This window comes from Lysinibacillus sp. ZYM-1 (assembly GCF_001308875.1).
Lineage (GTDB): Bacteria > Bacillota > Bacilli > Bacillales_A > Planococcaceae > Lysinibacillus.
Window position 1 is genome coordinate 65,902 of the sequence record NZ_KQ465120.1, and the last position, 19,940, is coordinate 85,841.

At 38.4% G+C, this 19,940-nt stretch carries 14 protein-coding genes; 10 read left to right on the plus strand and 4 right to left on the minus strand.

The features are described from left to right. Positions 1 to 246 precede the first annotated feature (246 nt). From addB to AO843_RS13285, 6 genes are all read left to right on the plus strand, one after another. A complete protein-coding gene (gene addB / locus AO843_RS13260; RefSeq protein ID WP_054611577.1) occupies positions 247 to 3,756 on the plus strand; it encodes a helicase-exonuclease AddAB subunit AddB in 3,510 nt (1,169 codons plus the stop codon). A 1-nt stretch (position 3,757) separates the two neighbouring features. Beyond that, positions 3,758 to 7,474: a helicase-exonuclease AddAB subunit AddA gene (gene addA, locus AO843_RS13265; RefSeq protein WP_054611578.1), complete on the plus strand. Its 3,717-nt coding sequence runs from the start codon at positions 3,758 to 3,760 to the stop codon at positions 7,472 to 7,474. A gap of 85 nt (positions 7,475 to 7,559) precedes the next feature. Beyond that, a complete protein-coding gene (locus AO843_RS13270; protein ID WP_054611579.1) occupies positions 7,560 to 8,726 on the plus strand; it encodes a DUF418 domain-containing protein in 1,167 nt (388 codons plus the stop codon). A gap of 124 nt (positions 8,727 to 8,850) precedes the next feature. Next, entirely contained in the window at positions 8,851 to 9,753 is a 903-nt protein-coding gene (locus AO843_RS13275) for a fumarylacetoacetate hydrolase family protein (RefSeq protein ID WP_054611580.1), read from the plus strand. A gap of 195 nt (positions 9,754 to 9,948) precedes the next feature. Continuing rightward, positions 9,949 to 10,314, plus strand: coding sequence for a YisL family protein (locus tag AO843_RS13280; protein WP_054611581.1), 366 nt, complete (start codon positions 9,949 to 9,951; stop codon positions 10,312 to 10,314). A 134-nt stretch (positions 10,315 to 10,448) separates the two neighbouring features. Then, positions 10,449 to 11,972, plus strand: coding sequence for an alpha-amylase family glycosyl hydrolase (locus tag AO843_RS13285; protein ID WP_231630145.1), 1,524 nt, complete (start codon positions 10,449 to 10,451; stop codon positions 11,970 to 11,972). Between the two features lie 134 nt (positions 11,973 to 12,106). Here the strand turns inward: AO843_RS13285 and AO843_RS13290 are convergent, their stop codons facing one another. Both AO843_RS13290 and AO843_RS13295 read right to left on the minus strand, forming a co-directional pair. Continuing rightward, positions 12,107 to 12,964, minus strand: coding sequence for a DegV family protein (locus AO843_RS13290; protein WP_054611582.1), 858 nt, complete (start codon positions 12,962 to 12,964; stop codon positions 12,107 to 12,109). A 143-nt stretch (positions 12,965 to 13,107) separates the two neighbouring features. Then, on the minus strand, positions 13,108 to 13,917 hold the full coding sequence (locus AO843_RS13295) for a Cof-type HAD-IIB family hydrolase (protein ID WP_054611583.1): 810 nt from the start codon (positions 13,915 to 13,917) through the stop codon (positions 13,108 to 13,110). Between the two features lie 121 nt (positions 13,918 to 14,038). Here AO843_RS13295 and AO843_RS13300 point away from each other — a divergent pair, with 121 nt between their 5' ends. Next, on the plus strand, positions 14,039 to 14,803 hold the full coding sequence (locus AO843_RS13300) for a prolyl oligopeptidase family serine peptidase (RefSeq protein WP_054611584.1): 765 nt from the start codon (positions 14,039 to 14,041) through the stop codon (positions 14,801 to 14,803). Between the two features lie 53 nt (positions 14,804 to 14,856). Then, positions 14,857 to 15,165, plus strand: coding sequence for a metal-sulfur cluster assembly factor (locus tag AO843_RS13305; RefSeq protein WP_054611585.1), 309 nt, complete (start codon positions 14,857 to 14,859; stop codon positions 15,163 to 15,165). A 59-nt stretch (positions 15,166 to 15,224) separates the two neighbouring features. Here AO843_RS13305 and AO843_RS13310 read toward each other — a convergent pair whose 3' ends face one another. Next, entirely contained in the window at positions 15,225 to 15,911 is a 687-nt protein-coding gene (locus AO843_RS13310) for a Crp/Fnr family transcriptional regulator (protein ID WP_054611586.1), read from the minus strand. Positions 15,912 to 16,180: 269 nt separating this feature from the next. Here AO843_RS13310 and AO843_RS13315 point away from each other — a divergent pair, with 269 nt between their 5' ends. Further along, on the plus strand, positions 16,181 to 18,307 hold the full coding sequence (locus tag AO843_RS13315; RefSeq protein ID WP_082389469.1) for an ATP-dependent Clp protease ATP-binding subunit: 2,127 nt from the start codon (positions 16,181 to 16,183) through the stop codon (positions 18,305 to 18,307). A 49-nt stretch (positions 18,308 to 18,356) separates the two neighbouring features. Here AO843_RS13315 and AO843_RS13320 read toward each other — a convergent pair whose 3' ends face one another. Continuing rightward, positions 18,357 to 18,551, minus strand: a complete 195-nt coding sequence (locus tag AO843_RS13320; RefSeq protein ID WP_054611587.1) for a YjzD family protein — start codon at positions 18,549 to 18,551, stop codon at positions 18,357 to 18,359. A gap of 420 nt (positions 18,552 to 18,971) precedes the next feature. Here AO843_RS13320 and AO843_RS13325 point away from each other — a divergent pair, with 420 nt between their 5' ends. Continuing rightward, positions 18,972 to 19,910: a beta-ketoacyl-ACP synthase III gene (locus tag AO843_RS13325; protein WP_054611588.1), complete on the plus strand. Its 939-nt coding sequence runs from the start codon at positions 18,972 to 18,974 to the stop codon at positions 19,908 to 19,910. Positions 19,911 to 19,940: the final 30 nt, after the last annotated feature.

Sequence of the window (19,940 nt, forward strand, 5' to 3'; positions counted from 1 at the left end):
TCATAGGTTTTAATCGTCTGTCGAAGGTTGATAGATAGTATTTACTAGATTTTTTCGATAGAATTTAAAATAGATCATTAAAGTTGTTTAGAGTGATCACTTCTAATTGGAAAAAAGTGATTAAATTGGTGTGGGCAACGCTCGCTAGATTGTAAAAAGTGTACTATGTGAGAGTCCAATTAAGTAATGAATGACTAGCGCTCAACCAAAATATAAAAAAGGAATCCATAAAGGAGGGGAAAGGATATGACATTGCGTATTGTTTCGGGTCGCTCGGGAACAGGAAAATCGGCATTTATTCATCAAGAAATAGTCGAGCAGCTAAAGACAGATCCGTTAGGTCAACCTATTTTTATTATTGTTCCTGACCAGATGTCTTACTCTACGGAATATGAGCTGACGAATAAGCATGGTTTACATGGCTTGATTCGTGCGCAAGTAATGACGTTTAAGCGTTTAGCATGGCTGGTTTTACAGGAGACAGGTGGTATTGCTCGTAAAGAAGTAAATGGATATGGCTATCGAATGCTAATCCGTAAACTTTTGGAGGAACAAAAAAGTGAGTTCTCCTTATTTCGACAAGCTGCTGGAAAACGTGGCTTTACAGAGGAAATTGAAACACTCTTAAAAGAATTTAGTCGATATAGTGTAAATAGCTCTGTTTTAGCAGAGGTAACAGAATCTTTAAAGGTAATCGATGCGCCAAATACATTACAAGCCAAAACGAATGATTTATATGTAGTTCTGCAGGCATTAGAGGAACGACTTGGTACGACATATGTCGATAGTGAGGGCTATTATCCGATTTTAACAGAGCAATTGAAGTATGCCGAAACGATGAAGCACGCAACCATTTATATTGATGGTTTCACGGCTTTTACGGTACGAGAGTTAGAGTTGGTTCGTGAACTGCTAAAGGTAACTAAACAAGTAACCGTCGTTCTGCCTTTTGATCATATAGACGAGGCATTTGATGAACAAGCTCTTTTTCATGAGGCGGCCTTAACAAATCAGCGGTTACATGATATCGCAAATGAAGAGGGCATAGATATCGGAGCGCCTTTACATTTTTATCATACTCAAAGATTTCACTCTGAAGATTTACAACATGTAGAGGAAAAGTTTGCAGATATGGTGCCACAAACGAAAAAAACTTCTGGAGATGTAATGGTGTTTGAAGCATCAAACCGTAGAGCGGAGGTTCATGCGATTGCCCGGGAAATAACAAAGCTGACCAGGGAAGATGGCTATCGTTATCAAGATATTGTTCTTTTATATAGACAAGCAGAACTTTATGATCCATTGATTACAAGTATTTTCCAACAATATGAAATTCCTATTTTTACAAATACTAAAAAAACGATGCTACATCATCCACTGATAGAGCTTAGCCGTTCTGCATTAGAAGTTATGACATCTAATTGGAAATATGAACCGGTATTTCGAAGCGTAAAAACAGACTTGTTTTTCCCCTTACAAGCTGAGCTAACAATTTGGCGTGAGCGAGCTGATCGATTGGAAAACTATTGCTTGGCGCAAGGAATCTATGGTGAACGTTGGTTTGAAGAGGCTCGTTGGTTTTATAAAAAATATCGTGGGCTTGAGTTCCATTCGCGTGTACAAACAGATGAAGAACGTGCAATGCAAACAGAAATCGAGGCAATTCGTGACGAAATTCGTCAACCGTTAAAGATTTTACAAGACAAGCTGAGTATAGCGTCAACTGGTAGGGATATTGCCACTGCTTTATTTGAGCTAGTAGAGTCATTACAGGTATATGAGAAGCTTCAAGCTATGAAAGATCGTGAGCTTGAACGTGGGGACGCATTAGCAGCGAGTGAACATGAGCAAGCTTGGAATGAGTGGGTCAATGTGCTTGATCAATTTGTCTATATGTTTGGCGAGCAGGAGATGACTGTGGAGGAAGCGGCTAAAATTCTTGATGAAGGCTTTGATACATTAGAATTTTCTAGGATTCCGCCAACCTTAGATGAGGTTATGGTAGCGACTGTTGATCTAGCTCGATTGTCCAGTATCAAAGTGGCCTTTGTTTTAGGGATGAATGATGGCGTTTATCCAACTCGAATGGAGTATGAGGGTTTATTGTCAGATACAGAGCGTGAATGGTTTAGTCAAATTGGTTACGAGCTGGCACCAACCTCTACCAACCGTTTATTACAGGAAAATTTCTTATTCTATCGAGCTGTTACAACACCATCAGACAAGCTTTATTTGACGTATCCTACAGCAGATGAAGAGGGAAAGGCACTGTTACCCTCACTGTATTTGAAAAAAATCATAGGTAATGACAAAATGGCTGGCCTGTTAAGCGGTATTCAAGCAGAGCGTGTTGTTATTGATCCAATTGAATTATTAGATGGGAACGCCTTACCATATTTACGTCATCCACGTACAGCTTTAGCCCATTTAATGGTGCAATTACGTCAAGCAGAACATAGCCGAGAATTGGCACCTGAATGGCTGGCGTTACAAAAATTTTATAAACAGGACCCATATTGGGCACTGATTTTTGATCGTGTACTTTATCCAATTACTCATAAAAATGAAGCAGAGCCACTGGAAACCTATATAACACAGGAATTATATGGTCAAAAGCTTACATCTAGTGTGTCTCGTATTGAGAAATACTTTAGATGTCCTTTTTCCCATTTCACTACGTATGGTCTACGTTTAGAAGAACGTGCAGAGTACCGTTTGGAAACCTTTGCGATGGGTGATTTATTCCATGAGGCTTTAAAGTGGATAACAGAGGAAACTCATCGACTGCAGCTATCTTGGATTCGTTTAACAAACCAGCAAATTAAACAATTAGCACGTCAAGCAGTTGAGCAAATTGTGCCTGTTTTTTCACATCAAATTTTATTATCTAGTGCTCGTTATCGCTATATACAGCGTAAGCTTATTCGAATTGTGGAGCGCACGATGACGGCATTGACACAGCATGCTAATGTGTCTCACTTTAAACCAATTGCGATTGAGGCGTCGTTTGGTCCAGGGCAACATGAACAGCTGCCACCACTTGAAATTGATTTGACTAGTGGAAAGAAAATGTTTATGCGAGGACGTATTGATCGCGTAGATAGTGCGACGATAGATGATCGCTCTTATTTACGGATTGTTGATTATAAATCTTCAGCTCGTGATTTAGATTTAAATGAGGTTTATTATGGCTTGTCTTTACAGGTTCTTACCTATTTAGATGTAGCAATGGAAAATAGCTCCTATTGGTTATCAGGGGAAACAGAGCCTGCTGGGGTGCTATATGTCCATGTTCATAATCCAATGTTAAAACTAGATAAGGATATGACGGATAGTGAAGTGGAGGAGGACCGTTTAAAGCAGTATAAAATGAAGGGGCTGCTGTCCGAGAATGCAGAGGCGATTTTATCGATGGACGAGCAGTTAGAGGAAAGCAGTGGCCATTCAAAAATTATCCCTGTCTATATGAAAAAAGATGGAACGCCTTCTGAATCGCAATCTCGTATTGTTCCCGTGAATGATATGAAAAAGCTCCAGCATTTTGTGCGTCGTAAACATCAGGAGGCGGGAAATGGCATTTTGTCGGGTGATACTGCCATCAGTCCCTATAAATTAAAGTCCAAAACGGCATGTGATTATTGTCAATTTGCCGCGGTTTGTCAATTTGATCCATCTGATGGTAAACAAAACTATCGTCAGTTGATGCAAGCGAAACCGAATGAAATTGTTGATAAAATTCGGAAGGAGATCGAGTAGCATGGTTCAAACAATTCCTATAAAGCCAGCTGATGTCACATGGACAGACGATCAGTGGAAGGCTATCTACGCTAGTGGTCAAGATACACTTGTATCGGCTGCGGCAGGGTCTGGGAAAACAGCAGTCCTGATTAATCGGATGATTGAGAAAGTTATTGCTACGGAAAAGCCCATTAATGTGGATGAACTACTGGTGGTGACCTTTACGAATGCTTCGGCAGCTGAAATGCGCCATCGTATGTCAGAGGCTCTTGAAAAGGCTATAGCAGAAAATCCGACATCCAATCATTTAAGACGCCAATTGAGTCTTATTAATAAAGCACAAATTTCAACATTGCATTCTTTCTGTTTAGCGATAGTTAAACAATACGCATATATGCTCGACATAGATCCAGGCTTTCGTATTGCTAATGAGGCAGAGGTAGCTTTATTAAGAGATGATATATTAGCGGATGTCCTTGAAGGTGCCTATGATTCTGAGGAGGAGACAAAGGTACAAGCTATCTATCGACTTGTTGATAGCTTTACCTCGGATCGAGATGATCAGGCCATTGAAACGCTGATTAGTAAACTTTATGATACCTCTCGTGTACACGCAGAGCCTCAAAAATGGCTGTGGAGTTTACCGAAAACATATGATTTAGCTGAGGGTGTGACGATTGATGATTTAGAACTATCTCACTATGTTAAATTGACTGTTCGCCATAGTCTGGAGGAAGCCTTTGTGCTAATTTCAGAAATGCGGGCAATCACACTCCAGCCTGATGGTCCTGCCCCATATGCTGAAACGGCAGAAATTGATTTTGCGATGATTCAGGAAGGGATTCGAATAAGTCAGGATGGTACATGGCAGGAACTCTTTGATTATTTTGCAACTGTCAAATGGTCCACATTAAAACGAGTATCGAAGGATGCTTTAGTAGATGGAGAGCTACAGGAGCTTGCAAAGAAAAAGCGGGAAGCAGCTAAAAAAATTATTAATAAAATCAAAGAAACCTATTTTGTTCGCACCCCCGCACGCTTGTTGGAGGAGATACGCTTAATGGCGCCAACAATTGGCACATTAGTGGAATTGACAACTATTTTTAGTGAGCAATTCAGACTTGCCAAGTTAGAGCGAGGTATTATTGATTTTTCAGATTTAGAGCATTATGCACTACAAATATTAACAGTAGATGTAGACGGAGAGCTTCAGCCATCACCTGTAGCACTTGATATGAAAAAACGATTTAAAGAAGTACTTGTGGATGAATATCAGGATACAAATATGCTACAGGAAACCATTTTGCAACTCGTCAAAACAGGGGAAGAACAGAATGGCAACCTGTTTATGGTGGGAGACGTAAAGCAAAGTATTTATCGTTTCCGCTTGGCAGAACCTAAGCTTTTTATGAGGAAATATAGTGAGTTTTTGGAGACACCTGATGTAACGGGTATGCGCATCGATTTAAATGCTAACTTCCGAAGTCGAAAGGAAGTGCTGAATGCGACAAACTATATTTTTGCACAAATTATGGGTGAACGTGTTGGTGAAATTCTTTATGATGACAATGCTTCATTAAAGCCGGCTGCGCCTTATGATGAAAAAGAAGTACCAGTTGAGCTTGTAGTAATGCATCCTCCACAGGATGAGGAATCAGTGGAAGAGCAAGTGGACATAACTGATGAAGCTGCTGCGCTAGAAGAATTAAAAAAATCACAATATGAAGCGCGTTTCATTATTGATCGTATACGACAGATGATGGAAGATGGAACAACTGTTTATGATACAAAATCAAAGACAGAAAGACCGTTGAAGTATAGTGATATTGTTATTTTAATGCGTTCCATGACATGGTCGACAGATTTAGTGGAGGAATTTAAGCTAGCGGGTATTCCTCTCTATACAGAGTCGTCTAAGGGGTATTTTGATGCGCTAGAAGTCATGATTATGTTAAATGTCCTAAAGGTAGTTGATAATCCCTATCAGGATATCCCATTGGCTTCCGTACTACGTGCACCGTTTGTTGGCTTAACGGAAAATGAGTTAGCTAAAATCCGTTTAGCTGATCCAAAGGTTCCTTTCTATGATGCGTTACGACAATTTATTCGAAGTGAAGGACATGAGGTACAGACAGCTACGTTTGAAAAACTTCAACGCTTTATGCTAGCTTTTGAAAATTGGCGAGATTTAGCACGTCGTGGATCACTGTCAGACTTAATTTGGAAGATTTATTTAGATACGCATTATTATGAAATGGTTGGCGCAATGCCAAATGGCAAGCAGCGTCAGGCCAATTTGCGCATCTTACATGATCGCTCTTTAATGTATGAGAAAACAGCCTTTCGTGGTCTCTTCCGCTTTTTACGCTTTATAGATCGAATGCGCACACGTGGTGATGATTTAGGGACTGCTAAATCAATTGGTGAAAAGGACGATGTAGTTCGCCTTGTGACAATTCATTCATCCAAGGGATTAGAATATCCAGTAGTCTTTGTCGCAGGAATGGGGCGTCCCTTTAATAAAATGGATTTTCATAATCCTTATTTATTCGACCTAGATTTTGGTCTAGCTGTAAAGGCCATTGACCCAGAAAATCGTATTACTTACACGTCATTACCATTTTTGGCGCTGAAAGAGAAAAAAGAGCTGGAAATGCGTGCTGAGGAAATGCGTGTCTTATATGTTGCGATGACACGTGCAAAGGAGCGTCTGATTTTAGTAGGCTCCGTTAAGAATTGGGCGAAAACTCGGGACAACTGGCAGGATGCACAAAACTTACCGATTGATGCCCCGCTTCAAGAATATTTGCGTGCTAGAGCTAATAGCTATTTAGACTGGGTAGGGCCAGCAGTGGCAAGGCATGCAAACTTTGCATCCCAAGCTACTACTTCATACAAGGAATTGGACAGTCCATCTCATTGGTGGGTACAGCCCGTTGATACGCGACATTATTCGTATGATATACAGGCATTTGACGATGAAGTACAGCAATTGCTTACAACGCAAGAAGACGAGGCAATTTTGTCCGAAATAACGACACGCTTTCAAGCTCAGTATACGCATCAAAAATCAACAAGAAAACGTTCTAAGACATCGGTTAGTGAAATTAAACGTTTAGAAAATTTACAGCGTCAGGAAGAACCTGAATATTACTTTGCGACGCCAACTAAGCAAACATCGTCTTCTATTGCACCCCGACCAACTTTTTTACAAGATCAACAGTTAACAGGTGCTGAAATAGGAACAGCAGTACATACAGTGATGCAGCATGTTCCACAGTTCGGCTTTGATGATACTGAAGCTGTGAAGGACTTTGTAGCAGATTTAGTAGCAAAACAGCTACTAACAGAGGCGGAGGGAAAAGTGGTTCCAATCGCGAAAATTTTTCATTTCTTCCATACGGAAATTGGTCAACGCTTTAAACAAGCAAAGCAGATACGTAAGGAAATGCCATTTACTATTAGTAGAGTAGATGAAGATGGCGATGCTCAAATTGTACAAGGAATCATCGACTGTTTGTTTGAAGATGAATATGGCAATTGGGTCTTACTAGATTATAAGACAGACCGCGTTTTACCTCATTTTGCAAAGGAGCCCGCTCTGTCAAAAGAAATACTGGGGCGTTATGCAGTACAGCTTCGTGTTTATAGTGAAGCTATTGAGGCAATTTTACACATCAAGGTGAGCGATAAAGTACTGTATTTATTCGATAATGAACAAACTGTACAGGCATAAGTAATTAGTTATGGCAAAGGCAGGGGAGTGCATCTTTTGCTTGCTCTGCTTAAACCATAGCTGCTAATTAAGGGGAGGCTATTTTGTGGAGTTAAAACCGACAATGTTGCAGGAACGACTAGCAACATTAGATATTTTACGAGGTATTAGTTTATTTGGTATTTTGCTCGTAAATATGTATACCTTTTATTTGCCGATGCCGCATATTGATTTGGCATCTTGGTTTACAACACCATCCGACATCGTTTGGCAGAAAAATTTAGATATTTATGTGCAAGGAAGCTTTTACCCTCTATTTGCTATGTTATTTGGTTATGGGCTTGCCATGCAGTGGCAAAAAGCACAGAGCCGTGAACAAAATTTCTACACGCTAGGATTACGTAGACTTTCTGTATTATTTGGCTTTGGTTTGATACATGCTGTCCTAATTTGGTGGGGCGATATCTTAATGATGTACGCATTTTGTGGTGTTTTTTTGGTCCTTTTACTACGTTTGAGCCCTATTTGGTTATTGGCTAGTGCAATTATCATTAACGGTTTTATGCAAGTTTTTATGTTACTAATAATGGGTATTATTCAGTTTAATACGAAGGTGGATGACTATTTAGATATTGTATCTGTGGAGAAGGCGATTACTGCTTATGGTACCGGAAACTGGGTAGATGCCTTTATGCAACGTTTAACAGATTTATCGACGCAAGCGGGTATAGGGATGTGGTTTGCGGCATTGTTCACCATTTTACCATATATGTTAATTGGTGCAGCTGCATCCAAATGGCGTTTAGTAGAGCGAGCGAAAGAATTAAAATGGCTGTGGCTAGGACTTGCAATCACTGGATTGGTTATAGGTATAACGATCAAAAGCTTACCTATTATGTTTACACGGACATATTTATTAGATTATTTAAAGGTATACATAGGTGGTCCAATTCTTTCAGTGGGCTATATCGGAGTCATTGTGTTACTTTGCCTATTGCCAATTGTACGAAAGCTACTTAGTCCTTTTGCCAAAATCGGACGAATGTCGTTAACGATGTATATTCTGCAATCCATTATTGGTACTTGTTTATTCTATCGATTTGGCTTTGGTTGGTATGGAAAAGTAAGTGTAGAAACAGGTGTATTTATTGCCATTGGAATTATTGCTGTGCAAATGATCCTAGCAGAAATTTGGTTATCCAAATGGAAACAAGGACCGTTAGAGGCTTTATGGCGTAAATTAACCTATAAGAAAAAAGTAGAAACACGATAATATATTCCCCTTCACATGCATAATTTATGAAGATAGTACAACTTATAAAATAGTTGTCGCAAAAGTGAGGCAATTTCTATCATATTGTTGTATTATGTAGAAAAAAGAAGGAGCTCTTTCAATCATGAAAATTTTATCATTCAAATTAGGTGGACATGTAAGCTTTGGACCAAAAGTAAAAAAAGAAGAAGCGGTATGGGATGTACTCGCTATTCAAAATGAACTTCAAGTTCTCCCTTCTTTTTCAAGTTCAATTGTAGATGGCATTGCTTTAGGCTTTGATTTTGTTGAACAGATTCGTAAATTAGTAGAAGCAGCTGAAAAATCAGATCGTTCTAATAGTTTTAAACGTGAATTTACAGAAATTGAGTGGCTTTCACCAATTCCACGTACACCAAAAAACATTATGTGTATTGGTAAAAATTATGATGACCATGCCAAAGAAATGGGTGCCGAGGCAGCACCAACGGAATTAATGGTATTTACAAAATCGCCAACTGCTATTGCAGCAGACGGACAAACGGTTTCCATTCATGCCGATCTTTCATCGAAAATGGATTATGAAGGTGAGCTTGCTATTGTTATTGGAAAACGCGGGAAAAATATTCCTAAAAACTTAGCATTTGATTATGTTTTTGGTTATACAATTGCCAATGATATAACAGCCCGTGATTTGCAAGAGAAGCATAAACAATTCTTCTTAGGTAAAAGTTTGGAAGGCACTTGCCCGCTTGGACCATACCTTGTGACAAAGGATGAAATTCCAAATCCTCAGGACTTAACAGTAGTTACAAAGGTCAATGATGAAGTGCGCCAGAATGGCTCGACGAAGGACATGATGTTCTCTGTTGAAACTTTAGTATCCATCCTATCTCAACATGTAACATTAGAGCCAGGAGATGTTATTTTAACAGGTACACCAGCAGGAGTTGGAAAAGGCATGAACCCGCCACAATTCTTAAAGGCTGGAGATACAGTAAAAGTATCTATTCAAGGCATTGGTACTTTAGTCAATCATTTTGAATAATAAAGATTTGGAATCCGCGTGAGCCCATACTCCGCGGATTTTTTAATTTCTTCCACATTGATTGTAAGGTTGCTTTTCACCGGGTTTCTAAGGTATAAATAGTGTAAATTATGTGAACACTATTGTAATATTTGAAACCCTTTCCATCGCATGGTAGGATAGAGTTTGATAGTAAAAGAATGAGGTGGGACAAACATGGATTTTTTAACTAGCCAAACGCATCTGCATATTACTACGTGGGTAGTGGGTATTGTTATCTTTTTAATTGCTGGGCTTATGGGCAAGCAATCAAAAGGCCTACATATGACATTACGTCTATTCTACGTATTAATTATCATCACAGGTGGAGCATTATTCATTAAAGGCATGGATTATGATATGGGCATGCTTTACGGCTTTAAATTCATAGGTGGTATTCTAGTAATCGGTATGATGGAAATGGTATTGGTACGCCAAAAGAAAAATAAACCAACTGGCATGTTTTGGATTTTATTTGCTGTATTCTTATTCATTACAATGTTCTTAGGCTTTAAGCTTCCAATGGGTATACCCCTTTTCTAGCTTAAAAATGGTAAAAGCCGTGAAGTATTTGCTTCACGGCTTTTATTAGTTAAAAGGGCAAATAGGAGGGAACGGACACCTTTTTGCCGTAATTCATTTCACATTTTCGTAAAATCTTTTGAAAAGATAGCGACGTGACAGTGTTATTTGGTAAAATGACGATGGATTGGTTTGAAAGTGAGGGAATAACAGTGAAATTCAAGAAGTGGATAAGTGCGACAGCTGCAGCGCTTTTACTAGCAACTACATTCGTAAGTACTACGCCTGTAGCTCAAGCGGATGAAAAAGCGACAACATCGATAGCAGAAGAGAGCATCTATGATTTACTCGTTGACCGTTTCTTTAATGGCTCGGGCACAAACGATTTTGATACAAATACGCAAGATCCTTCGAAATTTGCAGGGGGCGATTTCACAGGTCTACAAGATAAACTAAAATTTATCGGTGAAATGGGTTATACGATTGTTTCCATTGGACCTATTTTTTCTACAGAAAAATATGATGGATCAATGCCAACCAGCTACGCTACCATTGAACGTCATTTTGGGACAGCGGAAGAGTTCCAAAGTGTTGTAGAAGCCTATAAAGCAAAAAATATGTCTATGATGGTGGATTTCCCACTTAATAATGTGAGTCCAAATCATGAATGGGCAAAGGATACTGCAAAAGCTGACTGGATTGCTTCAACCAATAATGGGCAAGTACAGTGGGATTTATCGAATAAAGATGTGCAAGAGGCACTCATTCAATCAGCAACCGATTTTGTTTCTACATATGATATTGGTGGTATTCGTTTAACCCATATTACAGACGCTGATACGGATTTTATGAATAAGATGATAGCTGCATTAAAAGAGACAAAAGCAGCTCTTTATGTAATAACAAATGAAGCAAGCGATGCTGATTTTGATGCTGCCTTCTCACCAGCAACAGCTGAAATTTATCGTAATATCTTTAAAAATGTTGATATGGATTCATCTAAATTAACGGAGCCATTTACAGGAGAGAAACCGACACAAATCATGGTGGATTCTTTAGAAACTCACCGCTTTACATTTGATTCTGCGAATGAAAATATGTTCCCGCCTACACGTTTAAAAATGGCGATGGGTGCTTTATTTATGATGCCAGGAACGCCAGTTGTTCAATATGGTACGGAAATTGCCATGAACGGGGAAGCTAAACCGGATACACATCAACTCTACAACTTTAAAACTGATGAAGAATTAATCGACTATATTAAAAATGTTCAATCATTACGTAATAAATCTGCAACTTTACGTAATGGTGATTTTAAAGTCATTACAAATGAAAATGGCCTACTTGTCTTTACACGTACTTCAGATGAAGAGCAATGGGTAATTATGGTCAATAATACGAGCAAAACACAACGCGTGGACTTAACACCTGAACAACTTGGTGAAGGTAAAATGCTAAACGGAATTTTACATGAGGAAAAAGTTCGTATAAACGAAAAGCAAGTTTATCCAGTTATTTTAGACCGAGAAATGGTAGAGATTTATCAAGTTAAAACTGATGAAGGCTTAAACATGCCATATATGGTTGCCCTAGGCTTAGTTTGGGTCATCTTTATTGGCTTTGTTGTTATCATCATTAAACGAGGAAAAGTTCGTCGTCAAGAACAAGATGCCTCTTAATAATTGTACAACGAAAATAGCATGCTAGGAGTCATCCTAACATGCTATTTTTGTGTTGATTCAGCGAGTGTTCAAACGACTGCGATGTTCAAACAAGCTCGGATAATTTTGGCACAATTCTAGGGTGTCGTGAATTAGCCTTGATAGCTTTTATTCGTAAAGAAGATCGCAATAGTGCCTGGTCCCACGTGTGAACCGATTGCTGAGCCAATCATAGTGATTTGAACAGCTTGAGGAGAAAAACGTTCCTGAATGGATGCTTTAGCTTCATTGGCAAATGCTACATCATCACTATGACTAATACCAACAATCTTATTTGTAAAGTTACCTCCACGCTCTTGCATTAAATCTAGCATACGATTAAGTGCTTTTTTACGACCACGTGATTTTTCAATAGGTACAAGCTTGCCATCTTCCACATTTAAAATGGGTTTAATGCTAAGAAGGCCACCTAAAAATGCACTAGCTTTTGATACACGACCACCTTTTGCGAGGTAATCTAAATCTTCTACTGTAAATAAATGCTCCATTTGAGGTGCAAAAGCGCTAATTCTAGACGCTATATCATCAAATGACGTACCTAAATTCCGAAGTCGAACAGCTTCTTCCACAACAAGACCATGTCCTAGTGAGGCACATTTAGAGTCGATAATGACTAACTTTAATGAAGGATATTGTTCTAATACTTGATTACGAATCATTTGAGCAGTACTGTATGTGCCGGATAATTCTGATGAAAAGGCAATATAGATACCTTCTTCTTCATTTTTAGCCAGATCTTCAAAGTGCTTCAAAAAAAGCTCAGGCGATACTTGAGATGTTTTTGGTTGGGCACCTTGACGAATTCCATCATAAATCTCTTTGGAATCAATGGAAATGACATCTTCATATTCTTTGTTGTTCAATTGTACTCGTAAAGGGAGTAGCACGACGTCATTTTCTTCATAGTAAGACTTCGGTAGATCACATCCACTATCCGTAAAAATCTTCATTCTCTTGTCCCCCTAATTTTCAACTTACTTTTAAAGCCTTTTTAGCTTTATTCAGTCGGTACTCACTTAAGTCAACCGGAAGGGGTACCACTGAATAAAGTTAAACTGGTAAAATGGTACGGTAACTTGAACTTACTACTTAACTATGATAATTTCAAGCGTTCGATGAGTATTTTTGCAATCCCATCATCATTATTTGTAGCAGTAATTTCATTGGCAATATTTTTAAGACTTGAAATACCATTCCCCATCGCTACGCCAAGTCCAGCATATTCAATCATTTCTAAATCATTGTCTTCATCACCAAATGCAATAATGCGTTCACGTGGAATCCCAAAATCCTTTGCTACGTGCGCAATGCCTACCGCTTTATTTAAGCCACGGCGTACAATTTCAATAATATGAAGAGGTGCACCCCAACGACGATGCTCAATAACTTCTGCGTGCACTGCCTGTAAATGGTCGCGAATAATGACTGAATTGGCTTCATTTGCCTGTATCAGTAAACTTGTAGGATTATCTAAAAGATGTGTGTATAAATCCCCAAGTGTAATTTTAGGATTGCCCATATTAAAAATATTTAAGATACGATCATCCTCTGTGTGTACATAAATATCATCTTTCACTTCAGCGATAATATTTTCATACTGGTAACTATTAATGGAATCAACGACATCATGTACAACACTTAAATCAATGGGAGTGTGCATATGTTGCCAAGAGGCATTTTTAGGGTGATGCACATATGCTCCATTAAAATTGACTATGGGTGTTGTGAGTCCAAGTTCATGATAATAAATATCACTTGCACGATAAGGTCGGCCCGTTGCAATCATCACTTGGTGCCCCTGTTCCTTAGCCTGCAATAATGATTTTTTTGTTTTTGCGGAAATTTGTTGTTGGTCTGTTAATAAAGTACCATCTAGATCTAATACGATTAAATGCGGTTTCATAGCTCGTTGCCCCTTTCCTATAGTTTGAATAGTATCTCTTTGTCTTTCATTCGTCAAAATTTTGTCACAGTGAAAAAAGTTTGCTAACATAAAGATGAGACAAGAGTTGGGAGTGACAAAAATGTTTGTAGAAAAAGAAGTGTGGGGAAATATTCCTTTATTACATATACATACAGAGAATATGAATGAAGAGACCCCGGTAGTGATTTTTTTACATGGCTTTATGAGTGCAAAAGAACATAACTTACATTATGCATATCAATTGGTGCATAAAGGGGTGCGTGTCCTATTACCAGATGCAAAATTTCATGGTGACCGTAGTGAAGGCCTAACAGAGATGCAAATGAACTTGAAATTTTGGGATATTGTTTTAAATTCTATTCATGAAGTACAACAATTATATAATGAATTAAAGAATAAAAATTTATTAGCTAATCAAAAAATTGGCATAGGTGGTACTTCTATGGGCGGTATTGTAACATCAGGCTGCCTCAAACTTTATGATTGGATTCAAACAGCTGCAATATGTATGGGTGCACCTGGTTTTATTAAATTGGGGGAATATCAATTGCAGCAATTCGCAAAAAGTGGCGTGAATTGGCCTATGTCAGAGGAAGATGTACAAAAAAATAATGAGCTACTAGCAACATATGATGTCAGTCTAACTCCTGAAAAATTTGCGGGACGCCCTGTATTCTTTTGGCATGGAGAATTAGATAAAACAGTACCATTCCAAGAAACGTATAAATTTTATGAAACATTACGGGGATACTATCAAGAAAACCCTGAAAATTTAAAGTTCATGGTAAACAAAAAGGCTGGACATGCTGTACCACGTGACGGTATGTTAGCGGCAACAGATTGGCTTGCAGACCATTTGGCATAATATGATGCATCTGCTATGATAAGGTTAACACTACGATGGAAGGAGAAATGGGAATGGATCAAGATATGAAAGATAGCATGTTCGGTGCATTAGAAAATGTAATTGACCCTGAGCTTGGGATTGATATCGTCAACTTAGGTTTAGTATATGATGTAGATTTAGATGATGAAGGTTTAGCAACGGTTACAATGACGCTAACATCGATGGGGTGTCCACTCGGCCCAGTAATTGTGGATCAAGTGAATACGGCATTAAGTGAGCTTCCAGAAGTGAAAAGTACAAATGTAAACATTGTATGGAATCCACCTTGGTCAAAAGACAAAATGTCACGCTATGCGAAAATGGCATTGGGTGTACGCTAAAATCGTCTATTAAAAATCCCTGCTTATTGAAAATAGGCAGGGATTTAGCATGTAACGAATTAATCGATACGGCATATTTGTAATGGACAATTTTCGCAGGCAATCTCATTTTTAAAAAATTGTAAATCATGAATAGTTATAAAGCCTTTGTCAAAAGTCAAAACGTCATGTTTTTTTAAATCATTCAACATGCGATTAATCATTTCACGACTTGTCGCACACAAATTCGCAATTTCAGTATTTGTTAGTTGAAAATCAATAAAAATGGAGCCATCTTCTAAAGGTTTACCATAAGTATTGGATAGACGAATGAGCGTTGAAAACAAAGCACCTTTTTTTCCATTTAACACTAAATCACGCAAACGACTTTGGTGCTTTAAGTTTTCTGTTTGTAGCCACTTCATATATTCCACCATGATCGTGGGCTGCTCTTCCAGTAAATGCTCTAATGATTTGCGGCTTAAAACATACAGCGTAGAAGACTCTAAAACTTTTGCAGTCATGGAGTTATAGACAAGATTACAAAATAACGAACCCTCTCCAATTATACTGTCAGGTCCACAGATACGAATCGTCAACTCCTTGCCAGTTTCGGTTTCTTGGCTAATCGAAATAACACCTGACTTGATATAGTATATTTCTTTTGCTCGTTCACCCTCTAGAAAAATTTTACTCCCTTTATTTACTTTGATAAAAACACCGTGCTTTTGAAAAAGATCCATAATTTTTTCAAACATATTATCCATTAAAACCATATCTCCAACACATCGCTTTCTTTTTGTAATAAATGGCTATTATTACAAAAGGATAGTGGATTTTTCGATACTAAAACATAGAAACATACTGCTATTATAACGTAAATTTCCATTATTAAGTGTAAAAATTTAATGCTATTTCTTTGCGAAGAGTTGTCGATTGATGTAAAATAAAGTTAGTCAAAAAAGGTCAAACTTTTAAAGAGAACCAGAATGGGTATAAAAATTATGCGAAACATTAAAGTAAAGGAGTGCTAGCTATGCAATTTCAACAAACAGATAATCAAAAGCCCTTAGAGCAATTTGGACGTAATTTAATTGAAGAAGTTAAAAATGGCAAAATGGATCCCGTGATTGGTCGTGATGAGGAAATTCGAAATGTCATTCGTATTTTAACGCGTAAAACAAAAAATAATCCTGTTTTAATTGGTGAGCCAGGGGTTGGTAAAACAGCTATTGTAGAAGGCTTAGCACAACGTATTGTAAAAGGTGATGTACCAGAGGGCTTGAAAGAATGTGTGTTATACGAGCTGGATATGAGTGCCTTAATAGCAGGTGCAAGCTACCGAGGTCAATTCGAAGAACGTTTAAAAGGTGTGTTAAAAGAGGTTAAAGATTCGGAAGGGCAGATCATTCTATTTATTGATGAAATTCATACAATTGTAGGCGCTGGAAAAACTGATGGTGCCATGGATGCGGGAAATATGCTAAAGCCTATGCTAGCCCGCGGTGAATTACACTGTATCGGTGCAACTACATTAGATGAATATCGTATGTATATTGAAAAAGATCCTGCATTAGAACGCCGATTCCAGCAAGTACTTGTACGAGAACCTTCAATAGAGGATACCGTGTCCATTTTACGTGGCTTAAAGGAACGCTTTGAATTACATCATGCAGTACGTATTCATGATCGTGCGATTGTTGCTGCAGCAGAACTCTCCAATCGTTATATTACAGAGCGATTTTTACCCGATAAGGCAATTGATTTAATTGATGAGGCTTGCGCAATGATTCGTACTGAAATCGATTCAATGCCACAGGAATTAGATGCTGTGACACGTCGTATTATGCAGCTAGAAATTGAAGAACAAGCATTACGGAAAGAAAAGGACGAAGCAAGTAAAAAACGTCTTGAGCAATTACGAGAAGAATTGGCAAAGTTAAAAGAATCCTCTGAGGGTATGCGACAACAATGGGAAGCAGAAAAAGAAAAGCTACACGGTATTCAGAAAAAACGGGAAACATTAGATAAATACCGTCGTGATCTAGATGAAGCGGAAAGTAAATATGATTTAAATAAAGCTGCTGAATTACGTCATGGTAAAATTCCAACACTTGAAAAAGACATTCAGGCGCTTGAAAAGGATTTAGAAAGCGGTGCAGAGTCTCGTATTTTACGGGAAGAGGTGACAGCTGAGGAAATCGCTGCAATTGTTTCTCGTTGGACAGGTATTCCTGTTACAAAACTAGTGGAGGGCGAGCGTGAAAAACTATTACGTTTAAATGAAACATTACATGAACGTGTGGTTGGTCAAGATACAGCTGTTCAATTAGTAACTGAAGCAGTATGGCGTGCACGTGCAGGCATAAAAGATCCACATCGTCCAATTGGTAGCTTTTTATTCTTGGGTCCAACAGGGGTTGGTAAAACAGAACTTGCTAAGGCACTGGCTGCTCAATTATTTGATTCAGAGGATCATTTTATTCGGATTGATATGAGCGAATATATGGAGAAACATAGCGTGTCCCGTTTAGTTGGAGCCCCTCCAGGTTACATCGGTTATGAAGAAGGCGGCCAATTAACAGAGGCTGTACGCCGTAACCCTTATTCTGTAGTCCTATTAGATGAGATTGAAAAAGCTCACCCAGATGTGGCCAATATTTTATTGCAGATTTTAGATGATGGCCGTATCACAGATAGTCAAGGACGTATGGTCAATTTTACAAATACAGTAGTGATTTTAACATCGAATATCGGCTCTAGTTATTTAATGGAAGCAAAAGAAGACGATGCAGCCGTTGAAGACTTAGTCATGACTGCACTAAGACAACATTTTAAACCAGAGTTATTAAATCGCATGGATGATATTATCTTTTTCCATGCATTATCGAATAAACATTTTACAGCAATTGCTTGGAAATATGTTGAGCAGTTAATCAAACGTGTGGCGGAGCAAGAAATTACATTAGCTATCGACCAAGAAGTTATTGATTGGGTTGTACGACAAGGTGCAGACGCTCAATTTGGGGCAAGACCATTAAAACGCTTCGTGCAACGTCATATCGAAACAGCTGTGGCTAGAGAACTCTTAAAAGGCGAGGTATTGCCAGGAGAAACACTGCATGTAAAAATGCGTGATGGCCAATGTATTGTGGAAAAATAACAGAAAAAACCTGTTTCGCATAAAGCGGAACAGGTTTTTTCAAGCTGAATTAATGATGGTCTGCAGCTTCTGGTGTAGGATCGTTTGGAATGATTGCCCCAATAATAAAAATTAAGATGGAGAATACAACTGAAACGATTGCCCCAGTTTTAAAATCGAATGGCGCACCAAGTACAGAGCTGACTACGTAGTTTAACATAGAAACTAGTAGGAATGACCATATGAACGTTACGATATATTGCATTAATTTCACCTCAACCGAACTTTTTTCATCATAAGGTTTTACTCATATTCATTATCATATCATAACATAAACCGAAAAAAAATGAATCTTTTATGTGAAACATGGCGAATTTGTCACAACAAATACAAGGATTTGTATATTATGTTCTTGGTGTTTTTGCGAGGCGTTCTTGGATAAAGATAGTTTAGATTATAAAAGGGGTATTCACTTAAAAACCGAAAAAAGTAGAACAAACATCTAGAAGATAATACGTCCTTTTTAATTAAAAAGAAAAACCCTCAAAAAACACACGATATAACAAAGAAATGCCCCGCTAAAAAACACAATAATTTTAAATCATCTTGCGTCATTCCTTTACTATGCGTTATAATTATGACCAGTTACTAATAATTGATAGTAAGAAAGCTGAGGGGTTGCTATATGAACGCTGGTATTATAGGAATAGGCAAATACGTTCCTGAAAAAGTCGTGACAAATTTTGATTTAGAAAAAATAATGGATACTTCGGATGAGTGGATTCGTACGCGAACAGGCATTGAAGAACGTCATTTTGCGGCAGATGACCAGGAAACTTCAGATTTAGCAGTAGCTGCTGCTAAAGAAGCTATGGCAAAAGCGGGTATTACGCCTGAGGAAATTGGGTTAATACTTGTAGCAACTGTAACACAGGATCAAACTTTCCCAAGTGTAGCATGTATGGTTCAGGAACAACTCGGAGCAGTAAATGCTGCGGCGATGGATCAAGCAGCAGCATGTGCAGGATTTATATATAGTTTAGTGACAGCCAAACATTTTGTAGAGGCAAACGCTTATAAATATGTCTTAGTAGTAGGTGTTGAAAAGCTGTCAAAAGTCATTGATTGGAAAGATCGTAATACAGCTGTATTATTCGGTGATGGTGCGAGCGCGGCAATTGTTGGGCCAGTATCTGAGGGCAGAGGTATTTTATCATTTGAGCTTGGTGCAGATGGCACGGGCGGTAAAAATCTTTATTTAACAAAGCAAGACACGATTGCCATGAATGGTCGTGAAGTGTTTAAGTTTGCTGTACGTCAAATGGGTGAATCGGCTGTAAACGTGTTAGATAAAGCGGGATTAACAAAAGAAGACGTAGATTTTTTAGTGCCGCATCAGGCCAATATACGTATTATGGAATCTGCTCGTGAGCGATTAGAGCTACCACCAGAAAAAATGTCAAAATCGATTCATAAATATGGGAATACCTCTGCAGCATCTATTGGTATTTCCTTGGTAGATGAGCTTGAAGCAGGTAAGATTAAAGAGGATGATTTATTAGTCCTTGTAGGTTTTGGTGGCGGCTTAACATGGGGTGCCGTAGCCATGAGATGGGGAAAATAAGTAGGAAAAATGCTTGAGGGGAGTAAGACA